At 72.8% G+C, this 18,274-nt stretch carries 20 protein-coding genes; 11 read left to right on the top strand and 9 right to left on the bottom strand.

Features of this window, described 5'->3' with window-relative positions:
• Positions 1-141: 141 nt before the first annotated feature.
• Together ACIRR8_RS07340 and ACIRR8_RS07335 are read right to left on the bottom strand one after the other, a co-directional pair.
• Complete coding sequence (locus tag ACIRR8_RS07340) at positions 142-579, bottom strand: ATP-binding protein (RefSeq protein WP_404060098.1); 438 nt, start codon at positions 577-579, stop codon at positions 142-144.
• Positions 580-868: 289 nt separating this feature from the next.
• Entirely contained in the window at positions 869-1,792 is a 924-nt protein-coding gene (locus ACIRR8_RS07335; RefSeq protein ID WP_404060095.1) for a hypothetical protein, read from the bottom strand.
• 139 nt (positions 1,793-1,931) lie between these two features.
• Here ACIRR8_RS07335 and dapE point away from each other — a divergent pair, with 139 nt between their 5' ends.
• Positions 1,932-3,011 (top strand): succinyl-diaminopimelate desuccinylase, encoded by a 1,080-nt coding sequence (dapE, locus tag ACIRR8_RS07330; RefSeq protein ID WP_404060092.1) that lies wholly within the window; start codon positions 1,932-1,934, stop codon positions 3,009-3,011.
• 120 nt (positions 3,012-3,131) lie between these two features.
• On the top strand, positions 3,132-3,917 hold the full coding sequence (locus ACIRR8_RS07325) for a TIGR00730 family Rossman fold protein (protein WP_404060090.1): 786 nt from the start codon (positions 3,132-3,134) through the stop codon (positions 3,915-3,917).
• A 232-nt stretch (positions 3,918-4,149) separates the two neighbouring features.
• On the opposite strand, the gene folP is transcribed toward ACIRR8_RS07325, so the two are convergent.
• A complete protein-coding gene (folP, locus tag ACIRR8_RS07320; protein WP_404060088.1) occupies positions 4,150-5,022 on the bottom strand; it encodes a dihydropteroate synthase in 873 nt (290 codons plus the stop codon).
• Between the two features lie 166 nt (positions 5,023-5,188).
• On the opposite strand from folP, the gene ACIRR8_RS07315 reads away from it, so the two are divergent.
• Both ACIRR8_RS07315 and ACIRR8_RS07310 read left to right on the top strand, forming a co-directional pair.
• Complete coding sequence (locus ACIRR8_RS07315; protein ID WP_404060085.1) at positions 5,189-5,620, top strand: cell division protein DivIVA; 432 nt, start codon at positions 5,189-5,191, stop codon at positions 5,618-5,620.
• Positions 5,617-6,213: a DNA-3-methyladenine glycosylase I gene (locus tag ACIRR8_RS07310; RefSeq protein WP_404060082.1), complete on the top strand. Its 597-nt coding sequence runs from the start codon at positions 5,617-5,619 to the stop codon at positions 6,211-6,213. Before ACIRR8_RS07315 ends, ACIRR8_RS07310 begins: the two co-directional genes overlap by 4 nt.
• A gap of 4 nt (positions 6,214-6,217) precedes the next feature.
• Here the strand turns inward: ACIRR8_RS07310 and ACIRR8_RS07305 are convergent, their stop codons facing one another.
• On the bottom strand, positions 6,218-7,030 hold the full coding sequence (locus ACIRR8_RS07305; RefSeq protein WP_404060080.1) for an enoyl-CoA hydratase/isomerase family protein: 813 nt from the start codon (positions 7,028-7,030) through the stop codon (positions 6,218-6,220).
• Between the two features lie 317 nt (positions 7,031-7,347).
• On the opposite strand from ACIRR8_RS07305, the gene ACIRR8_RS07300 reads away from it, so the two are divergent.
• Positions 7,348-7,515, top strand: coding sequence for a DUF3117 domain-containing protein (locus ACIRR8_RS07300; RefSeq protein ID WP_003966491.1), 168 nt, complete (start codon positions 7,348-7,350; stop codon positions 7,513-7,515).
• A gap of 91 nt (positions 7,516-7,606) precedes the next feature.
• Here the strand turns inward: ACIRR8_RS07300 and ACIRR8_RS07295 are convergent, their stop codons facing one another.
• Positions 7,607-8,272, bottom strand: coding sequence for an O-methyltransferase (locus tag ACIRR8_RS07295; protein ID WP_404060078.1), 666 nt, complete (start codon positions 8,270-8,272; stop codon positions 7,607-7,609).
• Positions 8,273-8,449: 177 nt separating this feature from the next.
• Here ACIRR8_RS07295 and sigE point away from each other — a divergent pair, with 177 nt between their 5' ends.
• From sigE to ACIRR8_RS07270, 5 genes are all read left to right on the top strand, one after another.
• Positions 8,450-9,208 carry an RNA polymerase sigma factor SigE gene (sigE, locus tag ACIRR8_RS07290; RefSeq protein WP_404060727.1) on the top strand — a complete coding sequence of 253 codons (759 nt, stop codon included), beginning with the start codon at positions 8,450-8,452 and terminating at the stop codon, positions 9,206-9,208.
• Positions 9,205-10,275: a zf-HC2 domain-containing protein gene (locus tag ACIRR8_RS07285; protein ID WP_404060076.1), complete on the top strand. Its 1,071-nt coding sequence runs from the start codon at positions 9,205-9,207 to the stop codon at positions 10,273-10,275. Before sigE ends, ACIRR8_RS07285 begins: the two co-directional genes overlap by 4 nt.
• A gap of 111 nt (positions 10,276-10,386) precedes the next feature.
• Positions 10,387-12,060 (top strand): S1C family serine protease, encoded by a 1,674-nt coding sequence (locus ACIRR8_RS07280; protein ID WP_404060073.1) that lies wholly within the window; start codon positions 10,387-10,389, stop codon positions 12,058-12,060.
• Positions 12,061-12,200: 140 nt separating this feature from the next.
• Positions 12,201-12,698 (top strand): sec-independent translocase, encoded by a 498-nt coding sequence (locus ACIRR8_RS07275; protein WP_404060071.1) that lies wholly within the window; start codon positions 12,201-12,203, stop codon positions 12,696-12,698.
• A 126-nt stretch (positions 12,699-12,824) separates the two neighbouring features.
• The gene (locus ACIRR8_RS07270; RefSeq protein ID WP_404060069.1) at positions 12,825-13,490 is read left to right on the top strand and encodes a hypothetical protein; all 666 of its coding nucleotides are present in this window, start codon (positions 12,825-12,827) and stop codon (positions 13,488-13,490) included.
• Between the two features lie 92 nt (positions 13,491-13,582).
• Here the strand turns inward: ACIRR8_RS07270 and ACIRR8_RS07265 are convergent, their stop codons facing one another.
• The 3 genes from ACIRR8_RS07265 to ACIRR8_RS07255 are packed head-to-tail and all read right to left on the bottom strand — an operon-like array spanning position 13,583 to position 16,584.
• A complete protein-coding gene (locus tag ACIRR8_RS07265) occupies positions 13,583-14,716 on the bottom strand; it encodes an Mrp/NBP35 family ATP-binding protein (protein ID WP_404060067.1) in 1,134 nt (377 codons plus the stop codon).
• Positions 14,717-14,759: 43 nt separating this feature from the next.
• Positions 14,760-15,320, bottom strand: coding sequence for a DUF1003 domain-containing protein (locus tag ACIRR8_RS07260; protein WP_404060065.1), 561 nt, complete (start codon positions 15,318-15,320; stop codon positions 14,760-14,762).
• Complete coding sequence (locus ACIRR8_RS07255; RefSeq protein ID WP_404060062.1) at positions 15,310-16,584, bottom strand: magnesium transporter MgtE N-terminal domain-containing protein; 1,275 nt, start codon at positions 16,582-16,584, stop codon at positions 15,310-15,312. Before ACIRR8_RS07255 ends, ACIRR8_RS07260 begins: the two co-directional genes overlap by 11 nt.
• Positions 16,585-16,804: 220 nt before the next feature.
• Between ACIRR8_RS07255 and ACIRR8_RS07250 the strand changes: the two genes are divergently transcribed.
• The gene (locus ACIRR8_RS07250) at positions 16,805-17,566 is read left to right on the top strand and encodes a hypothetical protein (protein ID WP_404060060.1); all 762 of its coding nucleotides are present in this window, start codon (positions 16,805-16,807) and stop codon (positions 17,564-17,566) included.
• A 173-nt stretch (positions 17,567-17,739) separates the two neighbouring features.
• On the opposite strand, the gene ACIRR8_RS07245 is transcribed toward ACIRR8_RS07250, so the two are convergent.
• Positions 17,740-18,255 (bottom strand): hypothetical protein, encoded by a 516-nt coding sequence (locus tag ACIRR8_RS07245; RefSeq protein WP_404060058.1) that lies wholly within the window; start codon positions 18,253-18,255, stop codon positions 17,740-17,742.
• Positions 18,256-18,274 lie beyond the last annotated feature (19 nt).

Below are 18,274 nucleotides of genomic sequence, written 5' to 3'. Positions count from 1 at the left end.
CCGCGCGGGGGGGGGCGGGGGGGGGGCGGGGGGGGGTGCGGGGGGGGGGGGGGGGGGGGGGGGGGCGCCGGGCGGGGGGGGGGGGGGCCGGGGGGCGCCCCCCCCCCCCCCGCCCCTCCCGCATGCTCAGGCTGCGGTGGGTCAGCCGATCGGCAGGCCGTTCAGCGGCAGGCCATCGGTGGGCAGGCCGCCCGCGAGCGCGTCGGTGGGCAGGCCGCCACTCGCCGCACCGGCGACGCCGCCGACGGCCTCGCCCGCGCTGCCCGCGGTCTGGCCGGCGGTGTCCTGGACGGCCGGGGCGGCCACCTTGGCGGTCTGGCCCGCGGTCCGGCCCGCGGCCGGGAGGGCGGTGCCGACGAGGCGGCCGCCGGTCTCACCGGCGGCCTGGGTGCCCTGCTGGGCGGCGCTGTCCACGGTGTTGCCGAGACCGGCACCGTCGAGCGCGGTCAGACCGCCGAGGTCCGGGGTCTGCGGGAGCTCTGCGGCGCTCGCGGCGCCGGCCGCACCGACCACGGGGGCCGCACCCGCGGCGATCAGCAGCGCGGTACGAGCGATCCGACGGGTCAGGGGGAGGGACATGGTGCTCCTTCGACGGGAGATCAGTGATTCGGGTCCGGTGAGCCGGACGCACTGAACAACAGGGCCGAGGGGAGGGAAAGTTGCGGCGAGCAAAGGTAAAGAATAGGTAATGCGTCGGATAATCCGCAGTGGAGGAACCCGGGCAAACGATCCATTCCGAAGCCGTTCGGCGAACCGTCACTTCCCTTGAGCGGCAAGGGAATCGGTGCGGGATGAACGGAAGGCCGGCGAGGCGGCCCGAGAGCTTCCGGGGAGCGGTCCCAAAGGTCCGTACGGGTGACGGGCCGTACTACTGAGCGACCCGGATTCCGACGGCCGTAGTGTCCGGTTCCTTGTCCTTCGTGCGTTCCGTCCGCCAGCCCGGCCCGGCCTCCCAGACCCGGTCGGCGTAGCTCACGCGCTCGATCCGCAGCTCCTGGGAGTGCGCCACCGCCCAGTGCGCCAGCTCCCAGCCGCGCTGCGGCGCCCGGTCCTCCGCCGTGGCCCGCGCCGACGCCGGTACGGGCACCGAGACGGTGGCGGCGGCCGACGCGCCCGCCGCCTTCGTGGCCGGCAGCACGTCCTTGCCGAAGGTGCGCACCAGCTCGGCCCGCACCTGCGCCGCGTCACCCGGGCCCTCGGCGGTCTTCGCCGACGGCGTGCAGTTCAGCGAGGCGGGCTCGCGCCCGGTCAGCGCGGCGGCCAGCAGCGCGGCGTCCGGCTCGTGCTTCGCGTACGCCTGCGGGAACCCGCTGCGCTGGACGCGCTGCGCCGCCACGGTCAGCGGGAGCCGCGAGTAGCCCGGGACCTCGGCCAGGTGGTCGTAGAACTCGCCGGCCGAGTACACCGGGTCCATGATCTGCGCCACGGTGCCCCAGCCCTGCGAGGGCCGCTGCTGGAACAGGCCCACCGAGTCGCGGTCGCCGTAGTCGATGTTGCGGAGCGTGGACTCCTGGATCGCCGTCGCGATCGCGATCGTCACCGCCCGCTCCGGCATCCCGCGCGTGGTCCCCACGGCGGAGATCGTCGCCGCGTTCGCCGCCTGGTGCAGGCTCATCTCGTACGTGTGGTCGCCGTCGGCGGCCCGTACCACGCAGCGCGGCGCGGACTCGCCGGTGGAGGAGTCGTACTGAACGGCCAGATAACCGCCCAGCGCGGCGAGCACGGTGAAGCCGGCCGCGTAGCGGAGAAGGCGGCTGCGGCGACGACGGGCGGGGCTGGCTGTCCGGGACACGGGGCCCACCGTACTGGAGGGTACGGCCGGGGACCGATACCCAGGTGCTCCGGGACCGGTGCCCGGGTCCGCGGGAACCGGTATCCGGGTCCTCAGGGGCGCTACCAGGCCCTCGTCCCGGTCCTCTAGGGTCGTAGCCATGTCCGACAGCACGCTTGACCTGACCCTGGACGGCCCGGCGCTCACCGCCCGGCTCGTCGACTTCCCCTCGGTCAGCGGGGAGGAGAAGGCGCTCGCCGACGCGATCGAGTCAGCGCTGCGCGGCCTGCCCCATCTGACCGTCGACCGGCACGGCAACAACGTCGTCGCGCGCACGGACCTCGGCCGCGGAGAGCGTGTCGTCCTGGCCGGGCACATCGACACCGTGCCGATCGCCGACAACGTCCCCTCGCGCCTCGACGCGGACGGCATCCTCTGGGGCTGCGGGACCACCGACATGAAGGCCGGCGTCGCCGTCCAGCTCAGGATCGCCGCGACGGTTCCGGAGCCCAACCGCGACCTGACCTTCATCTTCTACGACAACGAGGAGGTCGCGGCCCACCTCAACGGCCTCGGCCACATCGCCACCGCCCACCCCGACTGGCTCGCCGGAGACTTCGCCGTCCTCCTGGAGCCCTCCGACGGCGAGGTCGAGGGCGGCTGCCAGGGCACGCTCCGGGTCCACCTCCGTACAGCGGGGGAGCGGGCGCACTCGGCGCGCAGCTGGATGGGGTCCAACGCCGTCCACGCGGCCGCCCCGATCCTGGCGAAGCTGGCGGCGTACGAGCCGCGCCGCCCGGTCATCGACGGCCTGGAGTACCACGAGGGGCTCAACGCGGTCGGCATCGAGGGCGGCGTCGCAACCAACGTCATCCCGGACGCCTGCACCGTCGTCGTCAACTACCGGTACGCCCCCGACCGCACCGAGGAGGAGGCCGTCGCCCACGTCCGCGAGGTCTTCGCCGACTGCGGCGTCGCCGAGATCGTCATCGACGACCACTCCGGCGCGGCCATGCCCGGCCTCTCCCACCCCGCCGCGAAGGCGTTCATGGAGGCGGTCGGCGGCACGGCCCGGCCCAAGTTCGGCTGGACGGACGTCTCCCGCTTCGGCGGCCTCGGCATCCCGGCGGTGAACTACGGCCCCGGCGACCCGATCTACGCCCACAAGCGCGACGAGCACGTGGTCGTCGAGAAGATCACCCACTGCGAGGACCGCCTCCGCTCCTGGCTCACCGCCTGACCGGCTGACCGCCCGACGCACGGCATTCCCCCGTACGTAACCTCCGCCGATCTACGCTGGCCGGACGCAGCACGACACGGCCCGACCCAGGACGACGCGGGTCGGTGGAGGGAGCGGAACATGGGCAACGCCGAGGACGCACGGATCCCCGAAGGTGCGGAGGTCCCCGAGGGCGCGGTGGCCCCCGGGGAACAGTGGCTGGGTCCGGTACTGCGCCGCAGGGAGCAGGTCCAGCCCGGCACGACCGATCAGCGGCTGCTGGACTCCGAGGGCGACTCCGAGTGGGTGCACACCGACCCGTGGCGGGTGATGCGCATCCAGTCGGAGTTCGTCGAGGGCTTCGGCGCGCTCGCCGAACTGCCGAGCGCGATCAGCGTCTTCGGCTCGGCCCGCACGCCTGCCGGCTCTGCGGAGTACGAGGCCGGTGTGGCGATCGGCAAGGCGCTGGTCGACGCGGGCTTCGCGGTGATCACCGGCGGCGGCCCCGGCGCGATGGAGGCCGCCAACAAGGGGGCCCGGGAGGCGAAGGGGGTCTCGGTCGGCCTCGGCATCGAGCTGCCCTTCGAGTCCGGGCTGAACCCGCACGTCGACATCGGCGTCAACTTCCGCTACTTCTTCGTCCGCAAGACGATGTTCGTGAAGTACGCACAGGGCTTCGTGGTCCTGCCCGGCGGCCTCGGCACCCTGGACGAGCTCTTCGAGGCGCTCACCCTCGTCCAGACCGGCAAGGTCACCCGCTTCCCGATCGTCCTCTTCGGCACGGCGTACTGGGGCGGCCTGGTCGACTGGCTCCGCGAAACGGTGGTCGCGGGCGGCAAGGCCTCGGCGAAGGACCTGCTGCTCTTCCACGTGACGGACGACGTGGACGAAGCGGTGACCCTGGTGACGAAGGAGGTCGGGCGGTAGGAGTCTGCCGCCCGTCCGGCGCTTGAGGGCATCCTTTCCGGCCGGACCGGCCGCACCCAGTCCCTCCGGCGGTTGAGGAGCGGGGCGGGGGGGGGGGCCCCCCCCCCCCCCCCCCCGGGGGGGGGGGGCCCCCCCCCCCCCCCCGGCCCCCCCCCCCCCCGCCCGGGGGGGGGGGGGGGGGGGGGCCCCGGGCCCCCCCCCCCCCACCCCGCCCGCCGGGCAGGCGGCAGACCTACGCCAGCCCGCGCCGCGCCACCGCCGGAGCCCGGTGCCCGGCGATGGACGCCACCATGTCCAGGACCTGACGCGTCTCCGCCACCTCATGCACCCGGTACACCCGTGCCCCCAGCCACGCCGACACCGCCGTCGTCGCCAGCGTCCCGATGACCCGCTCCTTCACCGGCCGGTCCAGCGTCTCGCCCACGAAGTCCTTGTTGGACAGCGACACCAGCACCGGCCACCCCGTCTCCGCCATCTCCTCGAGCCGGCGCGTCGCCTCAAGGGAGTGCCGGGTGTTCTTGCCGAAGTCGTGCCCCGGATCGATCATGATCCCGTCCGTCCGCACCCCGAGCGCCACCGCCCGCTCCGCCAGCCCCACCGTCACCCGCAGGATGTCCGCCATGACGTCGTCGTACGCGATCCGGTGCGGCCGCGTCCGAGGCTCCGCGCCCCCCGCGTGCGTGCACACCAGACCCGCCCCGTACCGCGCGGCCACCTCCGCCAGCTTCGGATCGACCCCGCCCCACGCGTCGTTCAGCACATCCGCCCCGGCCTCGCAGACCGCCTCGCCCACGTCGTGCCGCCAGGTGTCCACGCTGATCACCACATCCGGGTGGCGGCGGCGGACTTCGGCGACGAACCCGACCGTGCGGCGCGCCTCCTCCTCGGCGCTGACCTCATCGCCGGGACCGGCCTTCACCCCGCCGATGTCGATGATCGCGGCGCCCTCGGCCACCGCCTGCTCGACCCGGGCGAGCGCCGGCTCGTCCCGGAACGTGGCGCCCTGGTCGTAGAAGGAGTCCGGGGTCCGGTTCACGATCGCCATGATCACCGGCTCGTGCGGCCCGAACTCCCGCCGCCCCAGCCTGAGTGCACCGCTCCGCATCCCGTGTCTCCTCCTCGAATTGCTCGCCGTCGGCCCGCCGACAGCCCGCAGCCGGCCCGCGGATCGCTCGCCTGCGACCCTAAGGCCTTATCCGGTCGGCCCCGACTTTTGTCAGTGCCGCATGGCACGATCGGAGCCGGTCGAGGTCTCAGCCCCCCCCCGGGAGATGCGCGTGTTCTGGTTCTTGCTGCTCACGATGGTCGTGGTCGTCACGGCGGTCACCCTCGCGGTGGTCGGCGGTGGCGGGAGCGCCGTGCTCCAGGACGTGGAGCCCCAGCGGTTCACCGACCCGCTGCCCGCGACCCGCCCGGTCGGCAGGGCGGACGTCGAGGCGCTGCGCCTGCCGATGGCCGCGCGGGGCTACCGGATGGCCGACGTCGACGAGGCGCTGTCCCGGCTCGGCGCCGAGCTGGCCGAGCGGGACGCCCGGATCGCGGAGCTGGAGTCCGCCCTGGCCGGAGCGCAGGCGTCCGCGGTGAGCACGGGCGCCGATCTGTTCAAGCAGCCGGGCGACCGGCCCGCCGAGCCGGGCGACCGGCCCGCCGAGCCGGGCGACCGGAGCGCCGGCCCGGCCCGTGGAGAGGACGAGGTCCGATGAGCGACGCCGGAGCCCTGCCCGCCCCCGACGGCACGCTGCGCTGCCCCTGGGGCATGTCCACCGAGGACTACCTCACCTACCACGACACCGAGTGGGGCCGCCCGGTCCACGGTGACGACGCCCTCTTCGAGCGGCTCTGCCTGGAGGCGTTCCAGTCCGGCCTCTCCTGGCTGACGATCCTGCGCCGCCGGGAGACGTTCCGTACGGCGTTCGCCGGGTTCAGGATCGCCGAGGTCGCGAAGTTCACCGACACCGACCGGGAGCGGCTCCTCGCCGACCCGGGCATCATCCGCAACCGGGCCAAGGTCGACGCCACCCTCGCCAACGCGAAGGTGCTCGCCGACTGGCCGGCGGGGGAGCTGGACGAGCTGATCTGGTCGTACGCCCCCGACCCCGCCGGCCGCCCCGCCCCGCGCACCCTGGACGACGTCCCCGCCGTGACACCGGAGTCCACCGCGCTGGCCAAGGAGCTCAAGAAGCGCTCGATCCGCTTCGTCGGCCCGACCACCGCCTACGCCCTGATGCAGGCGTGCGGCCTGGTCGACGACCACCTCGCCGAGTGCGTGGCCCGGGGCGGCGGCGCCGCCGGGTGACCGGCTACTTCCCGAGGTAGACCGGCTTCTCCTTCTTCAGGAATGCCTCCACCGCGATGGTGTGGTCCTGCGACGCGCCCGCCCGGGTCTGGAGTTCGTCCTCCTTCTCCAGCGTCTCGGCGAGCGTGTGGCCGGCGCCGTACGCCATCGACTCCTTCAGCGCCGCGTACGCCACCGTCGGGCCGTCCGCCAGCGCCCGGGCCACCCGCGCGGCCTCCTCGGCCAGCTTCTCCGCCGGGACCACCCGGTTGACCAGGCCCAGCTCGTACGCGTCCTGCGCGGAGATCGAACGCGGGAAGAGCAGCAGATCGGCGGCGCGGCTCGGCCCGATCAGCCGCGGCAGGGTCCAGGACACGCCCGAGTCGGCGGTGAGTGCGACACCCGCGAAGGAGGTGTTGAAGGAGGCGGTCTCGGCGACCACCCGGTAGTCGGCCGCCAGCGCGAACCCGAACCCGGCCCCGGCCGCGACACCGTTCACCCCGGCCACCACGGGCTTGGGCATCTCCGTGATCGCCCGGACGATCGGGTTGTAGTGCTCCCGCACCGTGCTCAGCGCGTTGCCGTCGCCCGCCTCACGCGTCGCCGTCAGCGTGGCGACATGCTCCTTGAGGTCCTGGCCGACGCAGAAGGCGCGCCCGGTGGCCGTGAGCAGAACCGCCCGTACGGCCACGTCCGCGGCCGCCGCCCGCAGGGAGTCCCGCAGCGCGACCTTCGCCGCGGTGTTCATGGCGTTCATCGCGTCGGGTCGGTTGATCGTGATCGTCGCGAGACCCTCGCTCACGTCGTACAGCACGGTGTTCGCCGGCTCGTCGGCCATTGCGGTCCATCCCCTCACTGCTCGGGCATCGTTGCCCCTGGAGGCAAGCATGGCCGACGCGGAGCGGCCCGTAGGTGTGACCTGCGTCTAACAATTGGCTCCCACCTGGGGCTCCGGGGCGGCGCAGTATCGCAGCCGGATCGCCGAATTGGGTGGTTTTGAGAGAGCGCGTTGCGCAAGCGATGCAGAGCGATGTTGGTCATAGGGGTCCTTGATGCGGGATAATGGCGAAGAAGCAATGTGTTCGATGCCGGTGAGGCAGCGCCTGTCATGGGGCCGCCGGTTGCGATGAGCTGGTTTCAGGAAGGGGAACGAGCATGGCGGCCATGAAGCCGCGGACGGGCGACGGCCCGCTCGAGGTGACAAAGGAGGGGCGGGGCATCGTCATGCGCGTTCCGCTCGAAGGCGGCGGTCGACTCGTTGTCGAGCTGACTCCGGACGAGGCCGATGCCCTCGGCGACGCGCTGAAGAAGGTCGTCGGCTGACGCGGAACGCCCATCACCTTCACCACTGCCCGGCACGGATCTCCGTGCCGGGCAGTGGTGCGTCCGGAGGCGTTGTATACGGGTACGGGGCTCAGCCGCGCCGGACCGCGCAGAGCAGCCCGTCGCCGACCGGCAGCAGCGTCGGCATCAGCTCCTGGCTCTCGCGCACCGCGCGCAGCAGCTCCCGCAGCCGCAGCACCTCGGCGGGCTGCGCGGCGGAGTCGACGGTGCGGCCGTCGGCGAAGACGCCCTCGAAGCAGACCAGCCCGCCGGGGCGCAGCAGACGCAACGATTCAGCGAGGCAGTCGAGGCTCTCCAGCCGGTCGCCGTCGCAGAAGACGAGGTCGTAACCCCCGTCCGCGAGCCGGGGCAGTACGTCGAGGGCGCGGCCGGGGATGAAACGGGCCCGGTTGGAGGCGAAGCCCGCCTCGCGGAACGCCTCCCGGGCGAACTGCTGGCGCTCGGGCTCCGGGTCCACCGTGGTCAGCACGCCGTCGGGCCGCATCCCGTGCAGCAGGTAGATGCCGGACACGCCGGTGCCCGTGCCGATCTCCGCCACCGCCTTGGCGTCCGCGGCACCGGCCAGCAGGCGCAGCGCGGCACCGGTGCCCGGGGATACCGAGCGGATCCCCAGCTCACGGGAGTGCTCCCTGGCCCGGTGCAGAGCTTCGTCCTCGGCGACAAAGGCGTCGGCGAGGCCCCAGCTCGTCTGCCGGTTGGCGGTAATGACCCTCTCCTGTCCCCGTAGTTGGCGCAACGGTGACTGTATCCGCTGGACCCGGGAACCCGCAGATGGGACCGGGCGTTGTGCAAGGAGTGGGGAGAGCGCAGTGACCCGGCCCGCGGATCGGACCGGTGAGCTGCGAGGACGTTCCGGGCGACGCCCGGCCCCAGCAGGGAAAAGTCTTATCCGGAGCTAACGGGCGAGGTGGCTATGGTAGGGGCTCCGCTGGACACCACCAGAGCCGATAGGGGAGGTGCGGCTGCGCCTGTGGATCGGGGCGGGGTGCTGCGGCGCCTTCTCAGGTCGGCCGGTGAGCCGAAATCCGTGACCAACATTGCTGACCGTTCTTCCGAAGACCCCGCACCGACCGCGACCTTCGCCTCCGATGCGGACCAGGCGTGGACCCCGCCCTCATGGGAAGAGATCGTCAGCACGCACAGCGGTCGCGTGTACCGCCTCGCCTACCGGCTGACGGGTAACCAGCACGACGCCGAGGACCTCACGCAGGAGGTCTTCGTCAGAGTCTTCCGCTCGCTGTCGACGTACACGCCCGGCACCTTCGAGGGCTGGCTGCACCGCATCACCACCAATCTCTTCCTGGACATGGTCCGGCGCAAGCAGCGCATCCGCTTCGACTCGCTCGGCGACGACGCGGCGGAGCGGCTGCCCAGCCGGGAGCCGTCCCCGCAGCAGGTCTTCAACGACACCCACTTCGACGCCGACGTGCAGCAGGCGCTGGACACCCTCGCGCCCGAGTTCCGCGCCGCCGTCGTCCTCTGCGACATCGAAGGCCTCAGCTACGAGGAGATCGCCGCGACCCTGGGTGTGAAGCTCGGCACCGTGCGCAGCCGCATCCACCGCGGCCGCTCGCACCTGCGCAAGGCGCTCAAGCACCGTTCGCCCGAAGCCCGCGCCGAGCAGCGCTCGCTGGCGGACGCGGTCCTGACGGGGGAGGGAGGACTGGCGTGAGTGGCACAGGTCCGACCGGTCCCACCCCTGCCGAAGCGCACCTGGGGGACCGGCTCGCCGCGCTGGTCGACGGCGAGCTCAAACATGACGCCCGCGAGCGGGTCCTCGCCCATCTGGCGACCTGCGCCCGGTGCAAGGTCGAGGCCGACGCCCAGCGCCGCCTCAAGAGTGCCTTCGCCACGTCCGCCGCACCCTCGCCCTCCGAGGGGTTCCTGGCCCGTCTGCAGGGCCTTCCCGGGGGCCCCGGCGGCGACGACACCGGTTCCGGCCGGCCGTTCGGCTCGGGCCGGCCCTTCGCCGACGAGTTCTTCTCCCCGCTGGGGTCGTCCGGCTCCACCCGCCGCGACTCCGCCGTGGAGCCGTCCCCGCCGGCCCGCTTCGGGTATCTCCCGGCTCCCCACGGCTCCACCGCCGTCCTGCCCGGCGGCTCCCGCTCCGCCTTCCGCTTCCACGACGTGGCCCGGGACGCCGAGCGTTCGCCGTGGCGCGGCCGGCGCTTCGCCTTCGCCGCGGCCGGCGCCGTCTCCCTGGCGGCCATCGCGCTCGGCGGCACCCTGCCGCTGGACTCAGGACCCGACCCCCTCCTGCGCGCCGAGGGCAGCGGCAACAGCGTGATCCCGCTCGACGCGGAGACCCGTGCCGGTGGCTCCGAAGCCTCGGTCAGCCGTCGCGGCGGCGCCCAGTCGGTGGGCGGCGGTGACCGCCTGGCGGTCAATCGCTCGGCGGCCGACGTGTCGTCGACCGGAGCGCACCGCTCCGCGCCCTCGCTCACCGCTCCACCGGCATCGTCCGCCCCTGCGGTGAAGCCGCCCCTGTCGCCGCGGGCCGCGACGACGGCTCCGCCGCTGTTCTCCGCCCCGGCCCTGGGCGGACACCCCTTCACGCTCCCGGTGCTGAACGCGTCCGTGCCGCCGCTGATACGCCCGACCGGTGGCTCCACCCCGCTCCTCGCGGCGCTGCAAGGCGGCGGATCGACGGCGAAGGCGCTCACCCCGCCGGTGCCGTCCGCGCCGCCGCAGCCCGCGCCGACCAGCGATCTGGCGGGCCCGCTCCTGCCCCGCCGCTGACGGCACCTGGCCGAACCACGACGGGATCCCTGCGCGGGGATTCGCAAACCTGGTTGAATTCCGGGGAGGGACGCCTCTGTGGGGCGTGCAGAGGCCAGTTGCGGGGAGAGCATGGACGACGGTAAGCCCACCGGGCCGCAGGCGAAGTGGTGGAGCCGCCCCACGGCGGCCCGCCCCGGCCGCGACGAGCCGGAGAGCCAGGGCCGCCCGGCCACCGGCGAGGACACGACCCCGTCCGTGCCCGCCGACCGCCCCGGCCCGACCGGCACCGCCGAGCCTCTGGCGGCTCCCGGCCCCGCGCCCGCCCCCGGCCAGGAGCCGCACCCCTCCCTCCCCGCCGGGCCGCCGCTGCACGAGCCCGACGCCTACAGCACCCCGCCGTACGGCGGCCCCGGGCCATGGGCGCCCGCGCCGCCGGTCCAGCGGCCGACCCCGGCCCACGGCACCCCCGTACCCCCGCAGGCCGCACCTCCGCCGCAGCCGCAGGCCACCCCCGTACCTCCGCAGGCAGCACCCCCGGCCCCCATACCTCCGCAGGGAGCGCACCCCACCCCCGTACCACCGCAGGGTTCTCAGCCGTCCTCACAGTGGCTGCAGTACGACCCGTGGGGTGCGCCCGGGCAGCCGTTGACGCAGGCGGGGCCGCCGGCCGGCAGCGAGCCGGGGAGCCGGAAGAACCGGCGCGGCGGCGCCTTCGCCGGAATGCTGCTGCTGACCCTGGTCGCCAGCGGAATCGGCGGCGGCGTCGGCGCGTACGTCGAGCGCACCGGCGGCCTCACCACCGTCGAGCTGCCGCAGGCGAGCCACGACAACGGCGACCGGGCGCCCGAGAGCGTCGCGGGCATCGCCGCCAGCGCCCTGCCCAGCGTGGTCACCCTGCACGTCAGCGGCACCGCCGAGTCCGGCACCGGCACCGGCTTCGTCCTCGACGGCCGGGGCCACATCCTCACCAACAACCACGTCGTCGCCCCGGCCGGATCCAGCGGCGACATCACCGTCACGTTCAGCACCGGCGAGACCGCCGCCGCCGAGCTCGTCGGCAAGGACAGCGGCTACGACCTCGCCGTCGTGCGGGTCAAGGGCGTCTCCGGCCTCAAGCCACTGCCACTGGGCAACTCCGACAACGTGCAGGTCGGCGACCCGGTGGTGGCCATCGGCGCCCCCTTCGACCTGTCCAACACGGTCACCTCCGGCATCATCAGCGCCAAGCAGCGCCCGATCACCGCGGGCGGCGAGAAGGGCGACGGAAGCGACATCAGCTATGTCGACGCCCTCCAGACCGACGCCCCGATCAACCCGGGCAACTCCGGCGGCCCGCTCGTCGACACCCAGGCCCATGTCATCGGCATCAACAGCGCCATCCGCGCCGCCGACAGCGGCAGGGGCGCCGAGCGCGGCGGCCAGTCCGGCTCCATCGGCCTCGGCTTCGCGATACCGATCAACCAGGGCAAGCGCGTCGCCGAGGAACTGATCAACACCGGCAAGGCCACCCACCCGGTCATCGGCGTCACGCTGGACATGAAGTTCACCGGCGACGGCGCCAAGGTCGGCACGAAGGGCGCCGACGACGGCCCCGCGGTCACCAAGGACGGCCCGGCCGCCAAGGCGGGCATCCGGTCCGGCGACGTCATCACCGACGTCCAGGGCCAGCGGGTGCACAGCGGCGAGGAGCTGATCGTGAAGATCCGCGCCCACCGGCCGGGCGACCGGCTGGAGCTGCGGCTGACCCGAGGGGGCAAGGAGATGTCCGTCATGTTGACGCTCGGTTCGGCGAGCGGCACGTGAGCGACACGGCGAGGTACCGCCCGGACAGGTCGGCCAGGTACCGTTGAGCGGTCCGGGCGCTCGTCCCACCTGGCCGGGGCCGGCCGGGCGGAGCAGCCGGGACCGGCGGAGAACACGCGGAGAACACAAGGAGCAGCTAGGTGTTCAATGACATAGGCGCACTGGAGCTGCTGACGCTCGGAGTGCTGGCCGTGCTGGTCTTCGGCCCGGACAAGCTGCCCAAGCTCATCCAGGACGTCACGCGCACCATCCGCAAGATCCGTGAGTTCTCGGACAGCGCCAAGGACGACATCCGCTCGGAGCTGGGCCCGCAGTTCAAGGACTTCGAGTTCGAGGACCTCAACCCCAAGACGTTCGTCCGCAAGCAGCTGATGGACGGCAACGACGACCTGGGGCTGAAGGAGATCCGCGAGAGCTTCGACCTCCGCAAGGAGCTCTCCGACGTCACCGACGCGGTGAACGGGCGCACGCCGGCGCAGGATTCCGCCAACAGTGCGGCGAACGGATCGGCGGGTGCGTCGGCCGCCGCCACCTCGCCCAGCCTCACCAAGACCGGTGACACCACCCCTGACCTGCTGAAGAAGACCCCGCAGCAGACGCAGCCCGAGCGGCCGCCGTTCGACGCGGACGCCACCTGACGCCAGGTCAATCCCGACTCGTCCGGACGGTATGGCTATTCTCCATCTGTCCGGTTGCGAGGACGCCCACGCCCGCGGGGGGCGGGCCGCTCCGGATCAGGACTGATCGAGGAGGCGGCCGCTCAGATGGAGACGACGAGTCGGGTGGATACGGACGGTGCCCCTGGCACGGTCACGGCGGAGGAGGTGCCGGCGACCCGGCGGCGTACCGTCGACGGCTATCTGGAGGCCCCGTTCCCCTGGTACGGGCTGGACGAGGCCTTCACCGGGCCGCGCTGGCTGATGCAGGTCGGCACGGCGGCGGACGGCACCGTGCAGCACGGCTCCACCGGACACGGTGACGAGCCCTCGGTGAAGACGGACGGCTCCGCCGCCGAGAAGGAACGGTTCGCGGCCGTCATCACGGTCGCCGCCAGCCCCGTCAGACGCAGCGGTGACGGTACGGGCGTCCTCGACGCCACCACGGTCTCCTCGGCCGCCTGGCTGGCCGGCTCGGGCCTGCTGGCGTACACCTGGCCGGCGCAGATGGACCACACGCTGCGCGACGACTGGCTGGACCAGCAGACCGAGACGGCGTTCACCCTCGCCGACGACCTCGGCTCCGCGCCCTGGTCGAAGCTTTCCCTGCCGGTGGACGGGGTTCCGGTGGAGTTCCACTACCGGGAGTCCGAGTTCGGCTGGGTGCTCGCCGGGTCGGCACACGAAGGTGTGCACATCGGGGCGTACGGGCGGGGGATGAGCGCGTACGGCCTCGGGTTCGCGGTGATCAAGGACATCGAGACCTACGAGTAGGCCGAAGACGTCCTCAAGCGCCGGACGGGCCGGGTCCTGCTCGGGCTCGTCCGGCGCTTGAAGACGGAAAGGTCGGCTTGAAGGCGAAGAGGTCAGAACTTGTTGCGCGGGGTGATCCCCAGCGACATGCCCGACAGGCCCCGCTGGCGGCCGCCCAGCTTCTCCGCGATTCCGCGCAGCGCCTTGCCGGCCGGCGAGTCCGGGTCCGACAGGACCACGGGCTTGCCCTCGTCGCCGCCCTCGCGCAGCCGTACGTCGATCGGGATCGAGCCCAGCACCGGCACCTCGGCGCCGACCGTCCGGGTCAGCCCCTCGGCGACCCGGGCGCCGCCGCCCGAGCCGAAGACGTCGACCATCTCGTCGCAGTGCGGGCACGGCATGCCCGACATGTTCTCCACGACGCCGACGATCTTCTGGTGGGTCTGTACGGCGATGGAGCCGGCCCGCTCCGCCACCTCGGCCGCCGCCTGCTGCGGGGTCGTGACGACCAGGATCTCCGCGTTCGGCACGAGCTGTGCCACGGAGATCGCGATGTCACCGGTGCCCGGCGGCAGGTCCAGGAGCAGGACGTCCAGGTCGCCCCAGAACACATCGGCGAGGAACTGCTGGAGCGCCCGGTGCAGCATCGGGCCGCGCCACACCACGGGCGCGTTGCCCGGCGTGAACATGCCGATGGAGATGACCTTCACGCCGTGCGCGGACGGCGGCATGATCATGTTCTCGACCTGGGTGGGCTTGCCGTCCGCGCCGAGCATCCGGGGCACGCTGTGGCCGTAGATGTCGGCGTCCACGACGCCGACCTTCAGCCCGTCGGCCGCCATCGCCGCCGCCAGGTTGACCGTCACCGAGGACTTGCCGACGCCGCCCTTGCCGGAGGCGACCGCGTACACCCGGGTCAGCGAGCCGGGCTTGGCGAAGGGCACCTCGCGCTCGGCGGTACCGCCGCGCAGCGAGCTCGCCAGCTCCTTGCGCTGTTCGTCGCTCATCACGTCGAGGGTGACCTCCACGCGGGAGACTCCCTCGACGCGGGAGACCGCGTCGGTCACGTTCCTGGTGATGGTGTCGCGCATCGGGCAGCCGGAGACCGTGAGATACACCGTGACAGCGACTACACCGTCAGGATCGATCTCGACCGATTTCACCATGCCCAGCTCGGTGATCGGGCGGTGGATCTCCGGGTCGTTCACTGTCGCCAGTGCCTCAAGCACCGCGTCTTCCGTAGCCATACAGACGATGTTACGGCGCCGGGCCCCACGGGCGGGTAGCCCCTCAGCGGTCGCCTTCGTCACTCTCGGACGTGAGGAGGATCTGCCGGTCCTCCATGTCCCGCACCATGTCCTGGAGCTCCGAGCGGATCCAGTCCCGGGTGGCGACCTCGCCGAGGCCCATCCGCAGTGCCGCGATCTCCCGGCTGAGGTACTCGGTGTCCGCGATGGAGCGCTCGTTCTGCTTGCGGTCCTGCTCGTGGGTGACCCGGTCCCGGTCGTCCTGCCGGTTCTGCGCGAGCAGGATCAGCGGAGCCGCGTACGAGGCCTGGAGCGAGAGCATCAGGGTCAGGAAGATGAACGGGTACTCGTCCCAGCGCAGCTCCTTCGGCGCCCAGACGTTCCACACCACCCAGACGATGATGATCAGCGTCATCCAGACGATGAACCGGCCCGTCCCCAGGAACCGCGCGATCCGCTCGGAGAACCGGCCGAACGCCTCGGGGTCGTACTCCGGGATCAGCCGCCGCCGCGGCGACTTCGGCTGGTCGATCCGGGTGCGCGGCGGGCGCATCAGGCCCGAGGAGCCCGTCGAGGCGGCCTTCGCCCTCTCCTCACCGGCCATGGCGGATACCCTCCTCGCCGTGGAAGTCGGTCTCGCGCCAGTCCTCCGGCAGCAGGTGGTCCAGGACGTCGTCCACGGTCACCGCGCCCAGCAGCGAGCCGCTCTCGTCCACCACGGGTGCCGAGACGAGGTTGTACGCGGCCAGGTAGCTGGTCACGGTCGGCAGCGGGGTGTCCGGCGGCAGCGGCACCAGATCGCTGTCGACGATGGAGCTGACCAGAGTGAACGGCGGATCGCGCAGCAGCCGCTGGAAGTGCACGGTGCCCAGGTACTTGCCGGTCGGCGTCTCGTCGGGTGAGCGGCACACGTACACCTGTGCGGCGAGCGCCGGGGAGAGGTCCTGCTGACGGACCCGGGCGAGCGCGTCGGCCACCGTGGCGTCCGGGCGCAGCACGATCGGCTCGGTCGTCATCAGACCGCCCGCCGTCCGCTCCTCGTACGCCATCAGCCTTCGTACGTCCGCGGCGTCGTCCGGCCGCATCAGGGTCAGCAGCCGCTCCTTGTCCTCCTCGGGCAGCTCCGAAAGCAGGTCGGCCGCGTCGTCGGGGTCCATCGCCTCCAGGACGTCGGCGGCCCGCTCCTCCTTGAGCTTGCCGAGGATCTCCACCTGGTCGTCCTCGGGCAGCTCCTCCAGGACGTCGGCGAGCCGGTCGTCGTCCAGCGCGGCGGCCACCTCGACCCGGCGCTTCGGCGAGAGGTGGTGCAGGGCGTTGGCGACGTCGGCCGGGCGCAGCCGCTCGAAGGTGGCGACCAGGTTCTCCGCGCCCTGCCCGTGCTCCTCCAGCGAGAAGCCGCTCACCGCCGACCACTCCACCGTCAGCGTCTCGCCCTTGCGGCGCAGCGCCCCGCCGCGCCCCTTGCGGACGAAGTACTTGTCGATCTCCCAGTCCCGGCGGGCGGGCAGCTGCTGGATCGCCACGTCCAGGACGGTGACCTCCTCCTCGGTCTCCACCAGCCGCACGCGGCGGTCGAGGAACTCGCCGAGCACGAGCCGTTCGGTGGGCCGCTGCTCGAAGCGCCGCATGTTGACCACACCGGTCGTGATGACCTGCCCCGACTCGACGCCCGTCACCCGGGTCATCGGCAGGAAGATCCGCCGCCGGCTGACCACCTCGACGACCAGGCCCAGGATGCGCGGCGGCCGTCCGCCCACCCGCAACATCGCCACCAGGTCGCGGACCCGGCCGACCTGGTCCCCGTTCGGGTCGAACACGGGCACCCCGGAGAGGTGCGAGACGAAGACCCTGGGGGCTCCTGCCGCCATCCTCCGCCTCCTTGTCGCTCTCGTCGCTCCGGTCCGGCCGACGCTGCCGCGGAACAGCGGGTTCCGCCGTACGCGGACAGCCGTACGCCATGATCAGGCTAGCCCCTGCCGTGGTGGCGCGCCCCGGCGGACCCGTCCGTACGGCTGGCTGCCGGACGGCGCGCGGACCCCGGGTACGCTGCGCTCTGCCCCCCGATCGCCGTTGAGAGGCAGTTCACCCGTGACCTCTTTTGCCCCGGCAGTCCGGAATCATCGCCGGACCGCGCTCGCCGTCGTGCTCTGCGGCGGGCTCGTCGCGGCCCTCACCGCCTGCGCGGGCGAGGACCCGGACCAGGGGACCAACGGGATCGGGAAACTCTCGGCCGAGCAGATCGACACCAAGACCCGGGCGGCGGCGGACAGCGCCGACGGCGTACGGCTGGCGGGCACCCTGGTCAGCAAGGGCGGCACCTACATGCTGAACATGAAGCTCAGCGACAAGGGCGGCACGGGCTCGGTCTCCTCCAGCAAGCGGAGCTTCGACCTCCTGCGGATCGAGGACGAACTCTTCATCAAGGCCGACGCCGACTTCTGGAGCCACGAGGAGGACGGCAAGGCGGGCCGCTCCGACCAGGAGGCCGCCGAGAAGCTGGGCGGCAAGTACGTGAAGGTGCCCGAGGACGACCCCAGCTACCGTCAGCTGCGCGGCTTCACCGACAAGAAGGTCCTCCTGGACGGCCTGCTCACGCTGCACGGCACCCTGAACAAGGGCGCCCGGGACACCGTCACCGGCCACCGCACCATCCAGCTCCTCGGCGGCAAGGGCGAGGGCGGCGCGCTGGACGTGTCCCTGGAGGGCAAGCCGTATCCGGTACGGGTGGCGCGGGGCGGCGGCGGAGGCACCGTCACGCTGGCCGACTGGGGGCGCGCGGTCGCGCTGGAGGCTCCGCAGGACGACGACACGGTCGACTACGGCGGCAAGCTCCCGAAGTCCTCCGGCTGACCTTCCGACACCCTCTAGGTGTCTTGCCGATCATGCCGGGCTCGCGGGGTCTGGTGCCGCGCCTCGCGGCGTTGTCGTCACTCGCCGACGCTCCGCGTCTACTCCCTCCTCCGCCTTGCGACGCACGGCACCAGGCCCCGCTCCCTGCTCCGGCCTGACCGACAAGACACCCCCTAGCGGCGCCGCTTCAGCAGCAGCCGGGGAAGCCCGGCCGGTACGGGCCGCCGGGTGGTCGCCGCCGTCGGCAGCGGGGCGGCGGCCAGCGAGGTGTCCGGCAGAGCCGTGCTGACCGCCTCGGGCGTCAGGCGCACCACCGCGCACTCCCGTGCCCACCGCTCCGTCATCACCTCGGCGTCCGGCGCGTTGAGCCGCTTGCCCTTCAGCTCGGCGACGGCCGCCTCCCACTCCTCGGAGTGCGGCGCCAGCACCCGTACCGCCGCCGTCCAGGCGACCAGCCGGCCGCCCTTGTCCTTGCTGCGTACGGTCACCTCGGCGCTTCCGCCGTCGGCCAGGCCCTCCGGCAGCGGCTGCTCGCCCGGACCGTCCCCGACGAGGTGGGCCGCGCCCTCGTGCCAGACGTGCCACACCGCGCGGGCGGGCCCGGTGGCACGGACCCAGACGAGGCCGGACTTCTTCGTGGCCTCCTCGACGAGGGCCTTCTCCAGCAGTGCGTCGGCAGCATCACTCATGGGCCGGAGCATAGGTCCT

It is taken from the genome of Streptomyces sp. NPDC101178, from assembly GCF_044767965.1.
Taxonomy (GTDB): Bacteria; Actinomycetota; Actinomycetes; order Streptomycetales; family Streptomycetaceae; genus Streptomyces.
This window is presented reverse-complemented; position numbering and strand designations above follow the sequence as displayed.